The following is an 18,575-nucleotide window of genomic DNA, read 5'->3' as shown; positions in this document are numbered from 1 at the left end:
GGAAGCGGGGCCGACGCACCCCTCGCCCGTGCCCGGGGAACGCCGCGGCTACAGCCATCCGCGTTCGCGCGCGATACGGACGGCCACGTGGCGGTTCTCCGCGCCGAGCTTCGCCGCCGCCGCCGAGAGGTAGTTGCGCACCGTCCCCTGGGACAGCGCCGCCCGCTTCGCGATCTCCGCCACCGGCGCGCCGTCCGCCGCCAGCGACAGCAGCTTCGCCTCCCGGGCCGTCAGCGGCGACTCGCCCGCCGCGATCGCGTCCGCCGCCAGCTCGGGATCGACGTACCGGCCGCCCTCGTGGACCGTGCGGATGATCTCCGCCAGCCGCTGCGCCGACACCGTCTTCGGCACGAACGCCCGGACCCCGGCGCCCAGAGCCTGCGTCAGCGCCCCGGGGCGGGCGTGGCTGGTGACGATCATCGACCTGCACTCCGGCACCGTGTCGCGCAGCTGTGCGGCCACCGTCACGCCGTCGGGGCCGGGCATCTGCAGGTCGAGCACGGCCACGTGCGGCCGGTGGGCCCGCGCCATCGCCAGCGCCTCCTCGCCGGAGCCCGCCTCCGCGGCCACCGTGATGTCGTCCTCCAGGGCGAGCAGCGCGGCGAGCGCGCCGCGGATCAGGTGCTCGTCGTCCGCGAGCAGGACCCGGATCATGCGGCCGCCTTCCAGGGGATCTCCGCCCTGAGGCGGAAGACGCCCTCCTCGCGCCGTTCCGCGGACAGCGTGCCGTCAAGACCGGCCAGGCGCTCGCGCAGGCCGGGCAGGCCGGAGCCGTCGGCCTGGCTCGCGTTCTTCGCGCCGTCGTTCTCCATCACCAGCTCCACCGAACCCGACACCCTGGCGCGCACCGACACCTCGCAGCGCGAGGCGCCCTGCGCGTGGCGGAGGATGTTCGTCGTGCCCTCGCGCACCACCCAGCCGAGCGCCGTCTGCGTCTCCTCGGGCAGCCGCGCCGCCGGGCCGTTCTCGATCCGGCAGTCGATCCCGGCCGCCTCCAGCACGGAGCGGGCCCCGGCCAGCTCGCTGTGCAGGTCGGCGGTGCGGTAGCCGCGCACGACCGCGCGGATCTCCCGCTGCGACTCCTGCGCGATGCGCTGCACCTCCAGCATCTGCTCCTCCGCATTGTCCGAGCCCCGCCGCGCCAGCTGCACCGCCAGCTCGCTCTTGAGCGCCACCACCGCGAGGTTGCGGCCGAGCACGTCGTGCAGGTCGCGGCCGAAGCGCAGCCGCTCCTCCGCCACTGCCAGCCGGGCCTGCGTCGCCCGCGCCTTGGCCAGCTCCTCGATCAGCCGGACGCTCCAGCCGGAGACCCGCATCGTCGTGGCCATGAACGGCACCATGAGCAGGGTGGCGCCGACCGCGACGGCGAGCCCCTCGCCCGACAGCCCGCTCGCCGCCGCCGCGCCGAGCACCGCCACCGACACCGCCCCGACCACCACCGCCCCGTCGCGGAGCGGCAGCGCCAGCATCGGCGGGCCGGCGTAGAACATCAGCAGCCAAATCACGTACGGCACCAGGTCGCGGTCCCCCATGCGGCCGGCGACCAGCAGCACGCAGCCGAGGGCGGCCACGGCCACGGTGGCGGCGGCGTACAGCGCGACCAGCCGGACCGGGCGCGGTCCGGCGCCGAGGTAGTGGCGCAGGGCGGCGCGGGAGAGCAGCCCCTGGACGCCGACGTGCACCGCGCCCAGCGCCGCCACCAGGGCTGATGGGAGCGTGCCGGCGTCCGAGATGGTGATCCAGAGCGCCCACAGCGCGGCCTCGGTGGCGGCGACGAAGATGATGGTGGAGAGGGTGTAGCGGCGGTAGCGCTCGGGGCCGTCGGAGCCCCCGAACCGCTCCACCCAGGTCTCCACGCTCGCGCTCCACGACCCCGTCGCCTCGGGCTCCGCCGTCCTCACCTCCGCCCTCGCCTCCGCCCTCAACTCCGCGGCCCCCAGCGGAACCACCGACGCACAGCCAACACTGCCAGGCACGTCCACGCCAGCGCGAGGAGCGTCGCCCGGACCTGGTCCGTACCGGCCAGGTCGCCCGTCCAGCCGCCCCGCAGCAGGTCCATCACCGGCGAGAACGGCAGCCAGGCGGCACCGTCGGCCATCGCGTCCGGCATCACCTCACGCGGCGCGAAGACCCCGGAGCCGGCCATGGTCACCAGCAGGAACGGCAGGAACGTCAGCTGCGCGCTCTCTGCCGTCCGGGTGAACGCCGCGGTCAGCGCCGCCCCGGCGACCGTCATCGCCACGCCGAGGAGGAGGCCGAGCACCGCCAGGTGCGGAGCGGCCGGCGCGTCCGCGTCCAGGAACGCGGTCATCCCGGCCGCCAGCAGCAGGGACTGCACGACCGCCATCAGGAACGCCGGAAGCGCGCAGCCGGCGAGGATCTCCCCGTCGCGCACCTCGCCGGTGCGCAGCCGCTTGAGCACGAGGCCCTCGCGGCGCAGCACGTACACGCCGACGAGGTAGGTGTAGACGGAGAAGAGCAGCGCCGTCGCCAGCGCGGCGGGCAGCATCACGGTGGCCACCGACAGGCCGGTGCCGCCCAGGTCCAGCTCCTCGACCATGCCGCGCATCGCGAAGGCCATCGTGCTGGGCATGATCACCGCGGTGACCAGGGACGCCCTGCTGCGCAGCAGCAGCGTCAGCTCGGCGCGGCCGAGCGCGGACATGCGGTCGGCGGCGGTGCGCCGCCCGCGCGAGGGCGAGCGCGGGGGCGGGGGCGTGTGCGCGGTGCGGACTGCCGAGGCCGTCATCGTGCTCCCTCCCTTTCCAGGTCCCTTTCGAGGTCCCTTTCCGGGTCCTTCGCGATCGCCATGAACGCCTCCTCCAGCGTGGCCGAGCGGGCGTCGAGGCCGCGCAGCTCCACGCCCTCGTCCCGGGCCCACAACAGCAGCGCCGTCGCCGTGCGCTGCAGGTCGACGGTCTCCAGCCGGACCCTCCGCCCGGCCGTCTCCTGCCCGGTCACGCCCAGCGGCGCGAGCGGCGGCAGCTCGCCCAGGAAACGGTCCACGGGCAGCTCGAAGGTGATCCGCGAGGGCCGCTCGGCGACCACGTCGGACACCCGCCCCGAGGTGGCGATCAGCCCCTCGTGCATGATCGCCAGCCGGTCGGCCAGCTTCTCCGCCTCCTCCAGGTAGTGCGTGGTGAGCACCACCGTCGTGCCCTGCTCCTTCAGCTCGCGGACCAGCTCCCAGGTGTCGCGGCGGGACTGCGCGTCCAGGCCGGTCGTCGGCTCGTCGAGGAACAGCACCTCAGGACGCCCCAGCAGGGCGAGCGTGAGGTCGAGGCGGCGGCGCTCGCCGCCGGAGAGCTGCTTGACCCGCACGCCCTGCCGCTCGGACATGCGGGTCAGCTCCAGGGCCTCGGCGGCGGGGCGGGCCCCGCTGGTGCATCCCGCCCACATGCGCACGGTCTCCATGACGGTCAGCTCGGTCGGGAAGCCGCCCTCCTGGAGCATCACTCCGGTGCGGGGGCGGACGGCGGCGCGTTCGCGGTACGGGTCGTGGCCGAGCACCCGGACGGTGCCGGAGGCCGGGGCGGCCTGGCCCTCCAGGAGCTCGAGCGTGGACGTCTTGCCGGCGCCGTTGGTCCCGAGGAGGGCGAAGAGCTCACCGCGGGCCACGGTGAAGTCGACGCCGCGGACGGCCTCGAACCCCCGGTATCGCCGCTTGAGTTCGGCGGCTTCGATGACTGTTTCCATGCCCTCCAGGCTCCCGGCCGTCCGGCGCCCTCGGCAGTGCGGTCTGTCACGGGTCGCGATGACATTCGTCATCCGGCCGCGGCCGGGGCTGGGGCTGGGGCCTTCTACGCCTCTGCCCAGGCCCCGGCCGCCGCGGCCCGTGCGGCGTAGTCCCCGAAGTCGATGGGCTCGCGCCCGAGGACGCGCCGCACGCCGTCGGCGGGCTCGGCGGAGCGGCCGGTGCGCAACTCGGCGAACAGCGCGTTGAGCTCGTCCGCGACATCCTCGGGCACGCCCTCGGCCAGCAGCTCGTCCCGGTACTCCTCCGGCGTCAGCTCCACGTAGCGGATGGACCGGCCCGCCGCCCCGGCCATCGTCGCCACCGCCTCGCCGAAGGTGAGCGCCCGGGGCCCCGAGATCTCGTACACCTGCCCGTGGTGGTGATCGCCCTCCGCCGTCAGCAGGGCCGCCGCGACGTCGGCGATGTCCTGCGCGTCGATGAACGGCTCCGGCTCCGGGCCCATCGGCAGCGCCAGCCGGCCCGCCCGCAGCGGGGCGCGCCACAGGTCCTCGTCGAAGTTCTGGTTGAAGTTGCTGGGGCGCAGGATCGTCCACTCCACGCCGGAGTCGCGCACGGCCTGTTCGGCGGCGGCCATGCCCTGGAAGTAGGGGGCGGGCACCCGGTCGATGCCGCGCGCGGACAGCGCCACGAAACGCCGCACGCCCGCCTCGTTCGCCCGCTTGACGAAGGGCTGGGCCGACGCCGGGTCCCAGGGCGCCATGAGATAGACCGCCGACGCCCCCTCCAGGGCGGGGGCCCACGACTCCTGGTCGTCCCAGTCGAACCGCACCGCGCCGGACCGGGACGCGGCCCGGACAGCCCTGCCCGCCGCCCGCAGCCCGCTCACCAGCCGGCGCCCTGTCTTGCCCGTGCCGCCCAGAACCAGAATCGAATCCGTGTGTGTCATCGTCGTCATGTCAGCGAGTCAACGCCGCACGCCGCTGGGAGGCCATGGCTCGCAGTACGCCTGACCTGTCCGATCATCCGCGCGGTTACCGTGAACGCATGGATCCGTTCGACGAACTGCTGCGGGGCGTCCGCACGCACAGCACCGGCTTCGACCGGAAGGAGCTGTCGCCCCCGTGGTCACTGCGTTTCACGGACGCGGACGGCACGCACTCCCTGACGCTGTCCCTGCCGCTGCTGGGCGAAGCCCGGATCTCCGGCCGGCCGGTGCGGGCGGGCGACGCCGTCATCGTCCACGGCCCCGGGCCGTTCGTCCTCTCCGACCGCCCTGAGTCGGCCGAGCGCACGGTGCTGCTGGTCGGGACGTACCACGTGCGGGGCGAGGCGTCGCGGCGGCTGCTCGGCGTGCTGCCTCCCGTGCTGGTGGTGCCGGGCGGCGGCGAGTGCACGGCGCTGCTCGACCTCGTGGACGCCCAGGCCGCCGCGTGCCTGCCGGGGCGGCAGGTCGTGCTGGACCGCCTGCTGGACTGGCTGCTGGTCTGCACGCTGCGGGCCTGGTTCGACCAGCCGGAGGCGGTTCCTCCCGGCTGGCACCGGGCGTTGGGCGACGCGACGATCGGCCCGGTGCTGCGGGCGATGCACGCCGCGCCGGACAGGCCGTGGACGCTCGCCGCCCTCTCCCGCGAAGCGGGCGTGTCGCGCTCGACGCTGGCCAAGCGCTTCACGGAGCTGGTGGGCGAGCCGCCGCTGACGTACCTGACCGACTGGCGGATGACCCTGGCCGCCGACCTGCTGACGACCGAGTCCACGGCGACGGTCGCCTCGGTGGCCCGCCGGGTCGGATACGCCGATGCCTTCGCCTTCAGCGCGGCGTTCAAGCGCTTCCACGGGATGAGCCCCACGGAATACCGCAAGGCCTGCGGCACGGACACCGACTGCGTCGGCGCCGCGTGCTCACCGGCTTAGGCCCTGCGTCTGTTTCGCCTGCCCGGGGGGCGGCGAGGCCGAGGTCGCGTCGGACTCCCGGCGGGCCGTGGTCAGCCGCGGTGCGGTGAGGCATGCGGCGGCGATCGCCTCCGCATCCGCCTCCGGACCCGCCTCCGCATCCGCCTCCGCCTCAGGGGCGAGCCTCGCGCGCATCGTCTCCGCCTCGGGCACGCCGAGCTCGGCGTAGCGGTCGAGCGCCTGCCGCCAGTGTTCGCGGGCCCGCTCCTGCTCGCCGAGTTCGGCGTGCCGGTCGCCGATGCCCGCCAGGGCGTGCGCGGTCTCCGTGCGGTGGCGGGCTCTCTCGGCGACGGCCAGGGCCTCGCGGTGCAGGCGCAGGGCCTGGTCCGGCTGCCCGGCGACGGCGTGGGTCGCGGCCCGGGCGTTCAGCGTCTGGGCGATCAGCTCCGAGTCGCCCAGGGTGCGGGCGAGGGCCACCGCCTCCTCGTGCAGGCGCAGGGCCCGCTCGTGGTCGCCCTGCGCACGGCGGAGGTTGCCGAGCTTGCACACGCAGAGCGCCTCCAACGCCGGATAGCCGCACTCGCGGGCCTGGGCCAGGCCGCGGTAGGCGTGGTCCAGGGCGTCGTCGACCCGTCCCATGCGCGCGTACACGTCGGCGAGGACGCAGTGCGCGTTGGCCTCGATGGTGTTGTCGCCGTGGGCCGCGCAGAGTTCGAGGCTGTGCTCCAGGAGCCGTAGAGCCTCCTCGTACCATCCGAGGCTGCGCCGGTTCCGGGCGAGGTTGGTCAGGGCGATGGCGCGCATCCGCCAACCGGCGTCCGGGCCGATCACCTCGAGCGCCTCTTCGAGATAGTGGCCGGCCTTCGTCAGCTCCTCCCGCTGCCCGCAGACCCACCCGAGGTTGTTCAGCGTGGCGGCCTCGAGCGCCCGGTTTCCGGCCTGCCGGTAGATGGCCAGCGCCCGTTCGAGGTGGTCGACCGCCGCTTCGGGATCGGTGCCGGTGCGGGTCAGGGCGATGCTGAGGATGCGGCGGGCGTGCGCCTCTCCGAGGCGGTCGCCGATGGCCGGGGCCGCGCGGAGCGCCCGGTTGTGCAGCGTGATGGCCTCGTCGTGGTATCCGCCGACGTCCAGGTAGCGCCATATCGTGTGCGACATGCCGATGATGTACGCCGGGGCGGCGTGGCGGGTCATTTCCAGGAGGTTGGCCCGCTCGGTATCGAGCCAGCGCCGCGCCTGGCCGTAGTCGGAGAACGACGGGGCCGGGGCGCTGGGCGCGGACGCCTGCGGCCGGGGTACGTGGTCGTACGGCGCGACGATGTCGATGGCGGCGGTGGCGGTCGTGAGGTAGTAGTCGCGGAGGCGGGCGAGGGCGGTGTCGCGGTCGGGGGTGGCGCCCGTGCCGGCGGCGAGTTCGGCCGCGTAGGCGCGCAGCAGGTCGTGGGACTGGTAGCGGTGAGGGGCGGTCTGGTCGACGAGGTGGGCCCGGTGGAGGGTGTCCAGGACGCGGCGGGTGCTGCGCGGCGGGGCGGCGTTCATGGCGGCCAGGGCGTAGGCGTCGGTGTCCTGGCCGGGGTGGACGCCGAAGAGGCGGAAGACGCGCGCCGCGTCCGGGTCCAACTGGCGGTAGGAGGAGGCAAAGACGGCGCGCACGGCGGTGTGGGGGTCGCCGTCGAGGTCCAGCGCGTCCAGCGCGTCGTGCCGGTCGGCCAGTTCGGCGGCCACATCGGCGAGGGGCACGGCGGGCTGGGAGCGGATCAGCTCGGCGGCGATCCGCAGCGCCAGCGGCAGCCGCGCGCACCGCCGCACCAGTTCCCGCGCCACCGCGGGCTCGTCGGCCACCCGCCGGCCGGCCATCTCGCGCAGCAGCCGGAGCGCCTGGCCGGCCGGCAGCCGGTCCAGCACGATCCGGCGCGCTCCCTCCCGCGCCACGAGCCCCGCCAGCGCGTCCCGGGACGTCACCAGCGTGAAGCAGCCCCGGCTGCCCGGCAGCAGCGGCCGCACCTGCGCGGCCGTGCGGGCGTTGTCCAGCACCAGCAGCATCCGCCGCCCGTCCACCAGCGAGCGGAAACGCGCCGCCCGCTCCGCCGGATCCTGCGGCATCGCCGCGCCGCCCAGGCCCAGCGCCCGCAGGAATCCCGCCAGTGCGTCCTCGGGCGCCACCGGCTGATCCGGCCCCCACCCCCGCAGATCCACGTAGAACTGCCCGTCCGGGAAGCGCTCCCGCATCCGGTGCGCCCACCGCACCGCCAGCGCCGTCTTCCCCACCCCCGCCGTCCCCGCCACCACCGAGACCGCGACCGTCCCTCCCGACGGCCGGGGTCCGTCCAGCAGCCTGTCCAGCTCGGCCAGTTCCTCCTCCCGCCCCACGAACCCCGGCGCATCTCCCGGCAACTGCGCCGGCACAGCCCCGCCACCCCCGCCACCCCCGGGAGCGGCGGAGGCGGGCAGGCCCCACATCACCCCGGCGTCCCCGTGTTCCCCCGCCAGGATGCACCGCTCCACCTCCCGCAGCTCCGGCCCGGGCTCCAGCCCCAGCTCCTCCTTGAGCACCCGCCGCGCCGAGCGGAAGGCCGCCAACGCCTCCGCCTGCCGCCCCGCCTGGCACAGCGCCACCATCAGCAGGCCGTGCAACCGCTCGCGAAGCGGATACTCCCGCACCCACTCCGCCAGCTCGGCCACCACCGCCGCCCCCCGCCCGCACCCCAGCTCCGCCCGGAACAACGCCTCCACCGCCGCCAGCCGGCGCTCGCCCAGCCGATGACCCCAGTCCCCGAGCACCGGTGCGTCGACTCCGGCGAACGGCACGCCGCGCCACAGCCCCAACGCCTCACGCAGCACGCCCACTGCCCGCCTCGGATCGCCCTCCACGGCCTCGACTCCCCGGGCCGCCAGTGCCTCGAACCGCTGCGCGTCCACCTCCCCCGGCATCGCCAGTAACCGGTACCCGCCCGAGTCGAACACCACCCGGTCCGCCTCGCCCAGCACGCGACGCAGCCGGTGCACATGCAGCTGAAGCCGCTGCCCCGCCCGCGTGTCCGGCGTCTCCCCCCACAACGCCTCGACCAGCTCGTCAACCGACACCGGCCGCCCCTGCCGGGCGAGCAACAGCATCAGCAATGTCCGCTGCAAGTGCCCCGGCAGCCCCACGGCTTGCCCGTCCCGACGCACGACCAGCGGGCCCAACACCAAGAACTCCATACCGTCCCCCGTCACTCCACCGCTCAAGTGGTGCGACCCAGTGTGGAGCAAAACCGCCCGCTCAGCCCTCCCGATCCCTCTTCTCCCTGTCCTCGTCGACGACCTCGGCGTCGACCACCTCGTCCTCGCCCTCGCCCTCGCCGCCGCCCGCCGCCGACGGGCCGCCGGACTGCTGCGTCTGCGCCTGCGCGTCGGCGTACATGGCCTGGCCGAGCTTCTGGCTGGTGGCGGCGAGCCGTTCGGAGGCCTCGCGGATGGCGTTGCTGTCCTCGCCCTTCAGCTTCTCCTTCACCTCGGAGATGGACGCCTCGACCTCGGACCTGACGTCGTCGGGCAGCTTGCCGGCGTTGTCCCGCAGGAAGTTCTCGGTGGTGTAGACGAGTTGCTCGGCCTGGTTGCGGGTCTCGGCCGCCTCGCGCCGCTGGCGGTCCTCCTCGGCGTGCTGCTCGGCGTCGCGCATCATGCGCTCGATGTCGTCCCTCGGGAGGGCGGAGCCGCCGGTGACGGTCATCCGCTGCTCCTTGCCGGTGCCCAGGTCTTTCGCCGAGACGTGCATGATGCCGTTGGCGTCGATGTCGAAGGTGACCTCGATCTGCGGCACGCCGCGCGGCGCCGGGGGCAGCCCGGTCAGCTCGAACATGCCCAGCTTCTTGTTGTACGCCGCGATCTCCCGCTCGCCCTGGTACACCTGGATCTGCACCGACGGCTGGTTGTCCTCGGCGGTGGTGAAGGTCTCCGAGCGCTTGGTCGGGATCGTGGTGTTGCGCTCGATCAGCTTGGTCATGATGCCGCCCTTGGTCTCGATGCCGAGCGACAGGGGCGTGACGTCCAGGAGCAGGACGTCCTTGACCTCACCCTTCAGCACACCCGCCTGGAGGCTGGCGCCGATCGCCACGACCTCGTCCGGGTTCACGCCCTTGTGGGCCTCCTTGCCGCCCGTCAGCTCGCGCACGAGGTCCGTGACGGCGGGCATCCGCGTGGCGCCGCCCACCAGGATCACGTGGTTGATGTCGGAGACCTCGATCCGCGCGTCCCGGACCGCCTGGTGGAAGGGGTCGCGGCAGCGCCGCAGCAGGTCGGACGTGAGCTGCTGGAACTGGGCCCGGGTGAGCTTCTCGTCAAGGTGCAGGGGACCGGCGTCGGTGGCGGTGATGTAGGGGAGGTTGATCGTGGTCTCGCTCGACGAGGACAGCTCGACCTTCGCCTTCTCGGCGCCCTCGCGCAGCCGCTGCACCGCCATCGGGTCGGTGGACAGGTCGATGCCGTGGGCGTTCTTGAACCCGGTGACCAGGTGGTCCACGATGCGCTGGTCCCAGTCGTCGCCGCCCAGACGGGTGTCGCCGGAGGTGGCGCGGACCTCGACCACGCCGTCGCCGATCTCCAGCAGCGAGACGTCGAAGGTGCCGCCGCCGAGGTCGAAGACGAGGACGGTCTGGTCCTCCTTCTCCAGCCCGTACGCGAGCGCGGCGGCGGTCGGCTCGTTGATGATGCGCAGCACCTTCAGGCCGGCGATCTCCCCGGCCTCCTTCGTCGCGGTGCGCTGGGCGTCGTTGAAGTACGCCGGGACGGTGATCACGGCCTCGGTGACGGTGTCGCCCAGGTACGCCTCGGCGTCCCGCTTCAGCTTCTGCAGGACGCGGGCGGAGAGCTCCTGGGCGGTGTAGCGCTTGCCGTCCACGCCCTCGCCCGACTCCGGGAAGCGCCACTCGGCGTCCCCCACGTGGCGTTTGACCGAGCGGGCGGTGCGGGCGACGTTCGTCACCGCCTGGCGTTTGGCGATCTCGCCGACCAGGACCTCGCCGCCCTTGGCGAACGCGACCACGGAGGGGGTGGTGCGTGCCCCCTCCGCGTTGGGGATCACCGTGGGCTCGCCCGCCTCGAGGACGGCCACCACGGAGTTCGTCGTGCCCAGGTCGATGCCTACCGAACGAGCCACGTCGGGCCTCCTCGGACTCTCGGACGAACCCCCCGTGCTTCCCGTGCTTCGCTTTTCTGCCTAGAACCTGCCTAAAACGTGAGTCGACCCTTGTCAAGGCGAGGGGCTTACCCCGGGTAGCCGACGGACACCGTGCGCGTGCCCGCGTCGAAGGCGCCGAAGGACTGCTCCCAGACGGCGCCGCCCGGCCAGTGGTAGGTGACGCGGCCCTCGCCGGGGTGGTAGGCGGCGGTGTAGAGGGTGCCGTAGCCCTCGTCGAAGCCGTCGGCGTAGACCGGGGGGCTCAGCAGGGCGTCGAGGGCGGCCTTCGTGCCCCGGGCGCCGGCCTCGCTGATGACGGCCAGCCGCTGCTGGGTGCGGCTCTCGCGCTCCTGCTGCTCGGGGACGGGCAGGTGCTGGTGGTTGGCGGCGCAGGCCAGGGCGGGCTCGCCCGCGCGGATCGGCTTCTCCAGGTCGGGGGCGAGGTAGACCGTCATGGCCCGCTCCCGGTCGGCGAGGACCAGGTTCTGCGGGAGGTGGATCGGCAGACGGTCGAGCGCGGCGAGGGCCTCGTCCACGGTGTCGCAGGTCTCCAGCAGGTAGCGGACGACGACGAGGATGGAGAAGCCGTAGCCGTCCACGAACCGGCCGCCGAAGGTGAGGGCGACGGCGAGGCCGGCGTCGTTCATGCCGTCGAGCATCCCCCACAGCATGTCGCCCATGCCGATGACGGGCCGGAGGAAGTGGGAGGAGACGATGGTGCGGTCGCACTCGTCCACCGGGAAGTCGTAGTTGCGCAGCAGGGCGCCGGGCGCGCCGCCGACGGTGCAGCCGGACCAGAAGGGCTTCATGCCGAGCCCGGTGAGCATGATGTCGGCGCCGGGGCGGCCGAGCTGGGCGGCGAGGCGGTCGAGGACGGGGACCAGCTCCGGCATGTGGGTCTCGAAGGTGCGCCGGGCGCGGGCGGCGCCGTCGGGCGTGCGGAGCTCGTCGGTGGCCCATTTCTGCCCCTCGGCCCACTGGGGCTGGTACTCGGCGGCCCAGCGGCCGTCGGTGCCGTCGCCGACCTCGAACGCGCGGAAGCTCAGGCGGTGGGTGGTGGGTTCGCTCATGGGCGGGACGCTAGCCTAAATTCGAATGAATTTGCGAGGCGGATGCGCGGTCTAGAATCCGGGCGTGAGTGATCTGACCGATAAGCCACGCATTCCGAACGTTCTCGCCACCCGTTACGCCTCCGTGCCGCTGGCCCGCCTCTGGTCGCCGGAGCACAAGGTGGTGCTGGAGCGGCGGCTGTGGCTGGCGGTGCTGCGGGCGCAGCAGGAGCTCGGCGTCGCCGTCCCGGACGGCGTGGCCGAGGCGTACGAGGCCGTGGCCGAGCGGGTCGACCTCGCCTCGATCGCGGCGCGCGAGCGCGTGACGCGGCACGACGTGAAGGCCCGCATCGAGGAGTTCAACGCCCTGGCCGGGCACGAGCAGGTGCACAAGGGCATGACCTCCCGGGACCTGACGGAGAACGTCGAGCAGCTCCAGATCCGGCTCTCGCTCCAGCTGGCGCGCGACCGGGCGGTGGCACTGCTGGCGCGGCTCGGGCGGCTGGCCGGGGAGTACGCCGGGCTGGCGCTGACGGGCCGCTCGCACAACGTGCCCGCGCAGGCCACCACCCTCGGCAAGCGCTTCGCGAGCGCGGCCGAGGAGCTGCTGGTGGCGCTCGGGCGGGCGGAGGAGCTGCTGGAGCGCTACCCGCTGCGCGGCATCAAGGGGCCGGTGGGCACGGCCCAGGACATGCTCGACCTGCTGGGCGGCGACCCGGGGCGGCTGGCGGAGCTGGAGCGGCGGGTCGCCGCGCACCTGGGCTTCGCGCGGGGGTTCGACTCGGTCGGGCAGGTGTACCCGCGGTCGCTGGACTACGAGGTGGTGACGGCGCTGGTGCAGCTCGCGGCCGGGCCGGCCTCACTGGCGACGACGATCCGGCTGATGGCCGGGCAGGAGCTGGTGACCGAGGGCTTCAGGGCCGGGCAGGTCGGGTCCTCGGCGATGCCGCACAAGATGAACACCCGCTCGTGCGAGCGCGTGAACGGCCTGGCGGTGGTGCTGCGCGGCTACGCCTCGATGGCCGGGGAGCTGGCGGGCGGGCAGTGGAACGAGGGCGACGTGTCGTGCTCGGTGGTGCGGCGGGTGGCGCTGCCGGACGCGTTCTTCGCCTTCGACGGGCTGGCGGAGACGTTCCTGACGGTGCTGGGTGAGTTCGGGGTCTTCGAGCCGGTGGTGGCGCGGGAGGTGGAGCGCTACCTGCCGTTCCTGGCGACGACGAAGGTGCTGATGGCGGCGGTGCGGGCCGGGGTGGGCCGGGAGACGGCGCACGAGGCGATCAAGGAGCACGCGGTGGCGGCGGCGCTGCGGCTGCGCGAGGGCGCGGCCGGGAACGACCTGCTGGCACGGCTCGCGGGCGACCCGCGGCTGCCGCTGGGGGAGGCGGAGCTGGCGGGTCTGATGGCCGAGCCGCTGTCGTTCACGGGGGCGGCGGGCGACCAGGTGGCGGCGGTGCTGGCGCGGGTGGAGGACGTGGCGAAGCGCCATCCGGAGGCGGCGGCGTACGCGCCGGGTGAGATCCTGTAACGGACATGTGGTTGCCCTTGTCGTACGTTTTCGCCGATACGGGTGACATTGGGGTGCAATCGGCCTAGTTGTGGGCCGCGTGGGGATCACATCACCAACGACTCCAGCGAGGTGATGATGGTCGAGGATCTGATCAACGGCGAGAAGGTGATCGTGAGCGCCCTCACCGGGGGGGTGCTGATCCCGGATTCGTTCATCAACAAGCGGCAGCACATGCAGGCGCTGCGCGCGGACTACGACGAGCTGAACGACTTCCACCGTTGGCGCTTCACGCCCACGGGCAGCGGCGACGGCGTCTTCGCCATCCAGCACGTCGGCACGGGGCGTTACATCGAGCCGCTGCGCAAGGCGGAGAACAGCGCGGTGTACGAGAACGTCCGGTACCAGGGGCCGATCCTGATGGAGACCGGGCCCCTGGCCGAGGCGCGCAACGAGTGGGTGATCCGCCCGAGGGGGGACTACTTCCAGATCGCGCTGAAGGACACCCGCTTCGTGGTGGGGCTGACGCACCCGGACCACGACGACAGCTGGGTGACGCTGATGGACGACTGGACGAGCGTGGACCGGCTCTGGCTCATCCGGGACGTTCCCTAGCGGCACAGGGCGTTGTCGATGAGCCGCCGGCTGGCGGCGTCCTGGGCGTCCCAGCGTTCGGGGTCGCCGAAGGGGACGGTGAAGACGGCGGCGGTGGCCGCGGCGCTGCCGTCGTCCGTCACGCCGGTCTCCGAGATGGTGCCGAACGAGGTGCCGCCGTGGAACCACAGGCCCTCGCCGTCCCCGCAGCGCGGCGCCCAGGAGATGCCCATGCCATAGCCGGTGCCGGGTTCGTCCGTCGGGACGGTCTCCTTCATCGCGGCGAGCTGCTCGGGCGGCAGCAGCTCGCCGCCCATGAGGGCACGGAGGAAGGTGTTCATGTCCTGGTTGGTGCTGATGACGGCGCCGTCCGGGCCGGGACCCGTGGCCAGGGTGGTGTCGGTCGGCTCCGGCTGCCCGGGGAGCAGCGAGTAGGCGGTCGCGGTCGGCTCGGGCACGTACGCCGAGGTGCCGGGCGTGAGGGTGTGGGTGAGGCCGAGCGGTTCGATGATGCGCTCGTGCACCTCCCGCTCCCAGGAGTGGCCGGTGGCCTTCTCGATGATCATCCCGGCGAGGAGGTAGTTGGTGTTGGAGTAGGCCCAGCGGGTCTCGGCCGACGGGTCACCGGCGTCGGGCAGCCAGGCGGGCGGCCGGGTCAGGGCGAGGTCCACCAGCTCCTGGCTGGTGTGGAGCGTGAAGCGCCCCTCGCGGTACGCCTCCGGGGTGAAGTCCTCGGGGTCGCCGAAGAGGATGTCGTCGTAGTCGGGCAGGCCGCTGGTCTGGCGGAGGAGATTGGTGAGGGTGATGCGGGACCCGTCGTGGCTGTTGCCGGAGACGACGCCGGGGAGCCACTGCTCGACGGTGTCGTCGAGGCCGAGGGTGCCCTCGGCGACGAGCTGGAGGGCCACGACGGCGGTGAATGTCTTGGTGTCGCTGCCGATGCGGTAGTACGCGTCGCGCGGCACGGGCCGGTCGCTGCCGAGCGTGTCGACGCCCGCGCGCGCGGCGGCCTCCTGACCTTCGGCGTTCTGCGTCGCGGCTGTCACGCCGGTCGCGCCGGTGGCGTGTATGGCCTCGGCGTCGCGCCGAAGCTGGGCGGCGGCGTCCTCGCCGCCGCCCTTCCCCTCCCCGGCCAACGCCGCCGACGCCTCGCCGCCCCCGGGCAGGATGCCCGCCGTCGCCGCTGCCAGTCCCAGACCCGCCGCCAGCAGGCCAAGCCGCGTGAAGGTGCCGCCCCGGTCCATGGTTGTCCTCCCCATCTCGCTCCGATGCGCGTGCTGTTGACGCTACGGAGCGGGCGGCGGGGCGGGCCATCCGGCGGGCTGGGGAGTTGGGGTGGGGGCAGCCCCACCCCGGTGACCCCACCTCACCGCCTCACCAGTCGTGGACGGTGCCGTCGGTGAGGCGGTTGACGGGCAGGTACGCGGGCGCGTAGGGGAAGCGGGCCGCCGCCGCGTCGTCCAGCTCGACGCCGAGGCCCGGGGTGTCGGAGGGGTGCAGCAGACCGTCGGCGAAGGTGTAGCTGGTGCGGAAGACCTCCAGGGTCTCGGCGGAGTGGCGCATGTACTCCTGGATGCCGAAGTTGTGGATGGCCAGGTCGAGGTGGAGGGCGGCGGCCATGCCGACCGGGGAGACGTCGGTGGGGCCGTGCATGCCGGACTTCACGCCGTAGACGGCGGCGAAGTCCAGCAGCTTCTTCATGGCGGTGACGCCGCCGGTGTGGGTGACGGCGGAGCGGACGTAGTCGATGAGCCGCTCCGTCAGCAGCGTGGTGTAGTCGTGGACGGAGTTGAAGACCTCGCCGATGGCCAGCGGCGTGGTGGTGTGCTGGCGTATGAGGCGCAGCGCGGCCTGGTCCTCGCCGGGGGTGGCGTCCTCCAGCCAGAACAGGTCGTAGGGCTCAAGGGACGTGCCAAGCTTCGCCGCCTGAATGGGCGTCATGCGGTGGTGGCCGTCGTGCAGCAGCGGCAGCTCCGGGCCGAACTCGGCGCGCACCGCCTCGAAGACGCCCGGCAGGTGCCGCAGGTACGCGCGGGTGTCCCAGGTCTCCTCCACGGGCAGGGCGGCGCGGCGGGCCGGCTCGTAGTCGTAGCGCTCGCCGCCGCCCGGCCCGCCCGCGCCGCCCGCTCCGCCGGAGGAGGCGACGCCGTAGACCGGGCCGAGGCCGGGGACGCCGGTCTGGACGCGGATGGCGCGGTAGCCGGCGGCGAGGTGCTCCCGGATGGAGTCCAGCAGCTCGGGGATGTCGCGGCCGGAGGCGTGGCCGTACGCCAGGGCACCGGTGCGGGAGGCGCCGCCGAGGAGCTGGTAGAGCGGCATCCCGGCGGCCTTGGCCTTGATGTCCCACAGGGCGGTGTCCACCGCGGCGATGGCGGCCATGGTCACCGGGCCGCGCCGCCAGTAGGCGCCGCGGTAGAGGTACTGCCAGGTGTCCTCGATGCGGGCGGCGTCGCGGCCGGTCAGCAGCGGGATGACGTGGTCGGAGAGGTAGGAGGCGACGGCCAGCTCGCGGCCGTTGAGGGTGGCGTCGCCCAGGCCGGTCAGCCCGTCGTCGGTGGTGATGCGCAGGGTGACGAAGTTGCGGCCGGGGCTGGTGGTGATCGTCTCGGCGGATGCGATGCGCATGTCGGTTCACTCCGTGAGGTCGGTGAGTTCGGCGACGGCGACCCCGTAGGGCGGCAGCTCGACGGCGTTCAGCCTCTCGCCGCCGTCCAGGCGCAGCAAGGCGCCCCGGGTCAGGGCGGGTTGGACGGTGAGCGGCCGGTCGTGCTGGCTGACGAACCACACGAACGCCCGCCCGTCCTCGTGGTCCATGCGCGCCACCATGACGCGCGGCTCACCGGGCACGGTGACCTCCGGCGCCACCCCGGCCTCGGCGGCCAGCGCCGCGTACAGCCGCCAGGTCGGCTCGGGGTTGACGCGGGGGGTGCGGGCGGCCATGTGCTCCAGCGGGTAGGTGGCGAGCACGAGCTGCCCGCCGGCGTCGGTGCGGCGGCGCAGCAGCGCGGGGCGGCCGTGGGCGTCGGTGGCGACGACCTCGGCGTCCGTCGGCTCCACGGGCAGGTAGGAGCGGGAGTTCTCGGTCCCGGCGACGGGGAACACCAGCTCCTCGCCGGCGGCGATGGTGCCGAAGTCGCGCACGAAGACCATGCGCAGCTCGTCGTCCTCGATGGGGTCGGTCAGGCCGTAGCGCAGCCGCTTGGTGACGCCGAAGGTCTCGTCCAGCCTCGGCCACCAGGGGCCGCGCTGGTTGTCGTGCTCGCCCGTGAAGTAGGAGGCGTAGACGGTCGAGCCCGCCTCGGCGCGCTCGACCAGGTGGCGCCAGCCGGGGGCGGTGAGCTGCTTGGCGGAGGGCAGCAGGTACAGGGCGCAGTCGCCGGGCAGGCCGTCGGCCTCGCGGGCGACGCCGACGGGCAGGTCGGCCTCGCGGGCGGCGACGTACGCCTGCCGGGTGTGGGCGAGCACACCGGTGGCGTCCTGGGGCTGGGTGAAGGGGTACATCCGCTCCAGGAAGGAGGAGACGACGAGCGCGATCCGGGTGTCGGGGCGGCGCAGGCGGGCGGCGTCCACGCGCCGCAGCACCTCGGTGAATCGTTTGACCTCGCGGAGCTGCTCCTTGGGCCTGCCCGCGGAGTCGGTGAGGCCGAAGTGCATCTCGAACGGGTGGTGGCTGTAGGGCTCCTGGTCGGCCAGGGCGTCGTAGTCGGTGTTGTTCCAGGGGATCCAGCCGGTGGCCCCGGCCAGCAGGGTGGTGTGCAGCACCTGCCGGTAGTAGTGGGCGGCGTTCTCCTCGGAGACGTAGTCGGAGGTGACGCCGAACTCCTCCATGATGACCGGCTTGTCCTCGCCCAGCGCGCCGCCGAGCAGCTCGCAGACGAACGCGGCGCCCAGGTGCTGGCGTACGGCGTCGGTCTCCATGCGGTAGACGTGCGGGCCGTGGAAATCGATGTACGGGGCGAGCTCGCGGACGCGGAAGCCGTTGTCGGCGCCGGTCATCTCCACGCCCCAGGCGCCGTCGCCGACGGAGACGGGCTGGGTGGCGCCGGCCGCGCGCAGCGCCCCGGTGAGGGCGCGCGCCCAGGCGGTGACGGCGGCGTGGTCGAGGGTGCCGATGCCGCGCGAGCGCCAGTCGGCGTAGATCGGGATCTCGTTGGACAGCAGCCACCCAGCGATCGCGGGGTGGTCCTTCCAGCGGGCGGCGAGCGTGCGGACGTACCACTCCTGCTGGGCGACGAAGGAGGCGTCGGCGAAGATGTCGCGGCCGCCGCGCCAGGCCGGGTCCCAGTTCTGGCCGGACATGTGGCCGACGACGAAGGTCGGGATGGTGGTCATGCCCGCCGCGTGGTGGCGGTCGAGGAAGTCGTCGTAGCGGGCCACCATGCGCTCGTCGAGGGTGTTCTCGGCGGGCATGAAGTCGGGCCAGTAGAGGAACGAGCGGGTGAGCGTGATGCCGTGCTCGCGCAGGGTGCGCAGCTCCTCGTCGATGACCTCCGGCCGGTAGTCGCGCCACATCAGCGGGCCGCCGGTGCGCGACCAGAAGTTCACCCCCACCCACACGGTGCCGTCCCGAAGCTTCGCGGCGTTGCGCCTCATCGCGTTGTCCCGTCCCGTTCTGTGGCCGTAGTGGAGAGCAACCCGATAGATATATCGTTTTACTAATCTGATGTCGAGCCCTCGAATTGGACG

The 18,575-nt window shown here is 73.4% G+C and carries 14 protein-coding genes; 3 read left to right on the top strand and 11 right to left on the bottom strand.

The window, feature by feature from the left end; all coding sequences use genetic code 11:
• Window positions 1-48 precede the first annotated feature (48 nt).
• From ACTWQH_RS17935 to ACTWQH_RS17915, 5 genes are all read right to left on the bottom strand, one after another.
• Complete coding sequence (locus tag ACTWQH_RS17935) at window positions 49-654, bottom strand: response regulator transcription factor (protein ID WP_443287598.1); 606 nt, start codon at window positions 652-654, stop codon at window positions 49-51.
• Window positions 651-1,856 carry a sensor histidine kinase gene (locus ACTWQH_RS17930; RefSeq protein WP_443287597.1) on the bottom strand — a complete coding sequence of 402 codons (1,206 nt, stop codon included), beginning with the start codon at window positions 1,854-1,856 and terminating at the stop codon, window positions 651-653. The genes ACTWQH_RS17935 and ACTWQH_RS17930 overlap by 4 nt, the downstream gene beginning before the upstream one ends.
• A 65-nt stretch (window positions 1,857-1,921) precedes the next feature.
• Complete coding sequence (locus tag ACTWQH_RS17925; protein ID WP_443287596.1) at window positions 1,922-2,749, bottom strand: ABC transporter permease; 828 nt, start codon at window positions 2,747-2,749, stop codon at window positions 1,922-1,924.
• Window positions 2,746-3,696: an ABC transporter ATP-binding protein gene (locus ACTWQH_RS17920; RefSeq protein ID WP_443287595.1), complete on the bottom strand. Its 951-nt coding sequence runs from the start codon at window positions 3,694-3,696 to the stop codon at window positions 2,746-2,748. The genes ACTWQH_RS17925 and ACTWQH_RS17920 overlap by 4 nt, the downstream gene beginning before the upstream one ends.
• 104 nt (window positions 3,697-3,800) lie before the next feature.
• Window positions 3,801-4,652, bottom strand: a complete 852-nt coding sequence (locus ACTWQH_RS17915; RefSeq protein ID WP_443287594.1) for an NmrA family NAD(P)-binding protein — start codon at window positions 4,650-4,652, stop codon at window positions 3,801-3,803.
• An 89-nt stretch (window positions 4,653-4,741) separates the two neighbouring features.
• Here ACTWQH_RS17915 and ACTWQH_RS17910 point away from each other — a divergent pair, with 89 nt between their 5' ends.
• Window positions 4,742-5,608 (top strand): cupin domain-containing protein, encoded by an 867-nt coding sequence (locus ACTWQH_RS17910; protein WP_443287593.1) that lies wholly within the window; start codon window positions 4,742-4,744, stop codon window positions 5,606-5,608.
• On the opposite strand, the gene ACTWQH_RS17905 is transcribed toward ACTWQH_RS17910, so the two are convergent.
• The 3 genes from ACTWQH_RS17905 to ACTWQH_RS17895 form a co-directional block, all read right to left on the bottom strand.
• Window positions 5,597-8,698, bottom strand: coding sequence for a BTAD domain-containing putative transcriptional regulator (locus ACTWQH_RS17905; RefSeq protein ID WP_443287592.1), 3,102 nt, complete (start codon window positions 8,696-8,698; stop codon window positions 5,597-5,599). The two genes, ACTWQH_RS17910 and ACTWQH_RS17905, sit on opposite strands and share 12 nt — an antisense overlap.
• 148 nt (window positions 8,699-8,846) lie before the next feature.
• Window positions 8,847-10,721 (bottom strand): molecular chaperone DnaK, encoded by a 1,875-nt coding sequence (dnaK, locus tag ACTWQH_RS17900; RefSeq protein ID WP_443287591.1) that lies wholly within the window; start codon window positions 10,719-10,721, stop codon window positions 8,847-8,849.
• 107 nt (window positions 10,722-10,828) lie between these two features.
• A complete protein-coding gene (locus ACTWQH_RS17895; protein ID WP_443287590.1) occupies window positions 10,829-11,812 on the bottom strand; it encodes a C45 family autoproteolytic acyltransferase/hydolase in 984 nt (327 codons plus the stop codon).
• Window positions 11,813-11,885: 73 nt separating this feature from the next.
• Between ACTWQH_RS17895 and purB the strand changes: the two genes are divergently transcribed.
• A complete protein-coding gene (gene purB / locus ACTWQH_RS17890) occupies window positions 11,886-13,316 on the top strand; it encodes an adenylosuccinate lyase (protein ID WP_443287604.1) in 1,431 nt (476 codons plus the stop codon).
• A 114-nt stretch (window positions 13,317-13,430) separates the two neighbouring features.
• Entirely contained in the window at window positions 13,431-13,910 is a 480-nt protein-coding gene (locus tag ACTWQH_RS17885) for a hypothetical protein (protein ID WP_443287589.1), read from the top strand.
• On the opposite strand, the gene ACTWQH_RS17880 is transcribed toward ACTWQH_RS17885, so the two are convergent.
• From ACTWQH_RS17880 to ACTWQH_RS17870, 3 genes are all read right to left on the bottom strand, one after another.
• Window positions 13,907-15,148, bottom strand: a complete 1,242-nt coding sequence (locus ACTWQH_RS17880; protein ID WP_443287588.1) for a serine hydrolase domain-containing protein — start codon at window positions 15,146-15,148, stop codon at window positions 13,907-13,909. The two genes, ACTWQH_RS17885 and ACTWQH_RS17880, sit on opposite strands and share 4 nt — an antisense overlap.
• Before the next feature lie 115 nt (window positions 15,149-15,263).
• Window positions 15,264-16,514 carry a D-mannonate dehydratase ManD gene (gene manD / locus ACTWQH_RS17875; RefSeq protein ID WP_443287587.1) on the bottom strand — a complete coding sequence of 417 codons (1,251 nt, stop codon included), beginning with the start codon at window positions 16,512-16,514 and terminating at the stop codon, window positions 15,264-15,266.
• Window positions 16,515-16,520: 6 nt separating this feature from the next.
• The gene (locus tag ACTWQH_RS17870; protein ID WP_443287586.1) at window positions 16,521-18,482 is read right to left on the bottom strand and encodes a glycoside hydrolase 5 family protein; all 1,962 of its coding nucleotides are present in this window, start codon (window positions 18,480-18,482) and stop codon (window positions 16,521-16,523) included.
• Window positions 18,483-18,575: the final 93 nt, after the last annotated feature.

Source organism: Streptomyces sp. 6N223 (assembly GCF_052246635.1).
Classification (GTDB): Bacteria; Actinomycetota; Actinomycetes; order Streptomycetales; family Streptomycetaceae; genus Streptomyces.
Note: the sequence above shows the minus strand (reverse complement) of the source record. Positions and strands in the feature narration are given on the sequence as shown.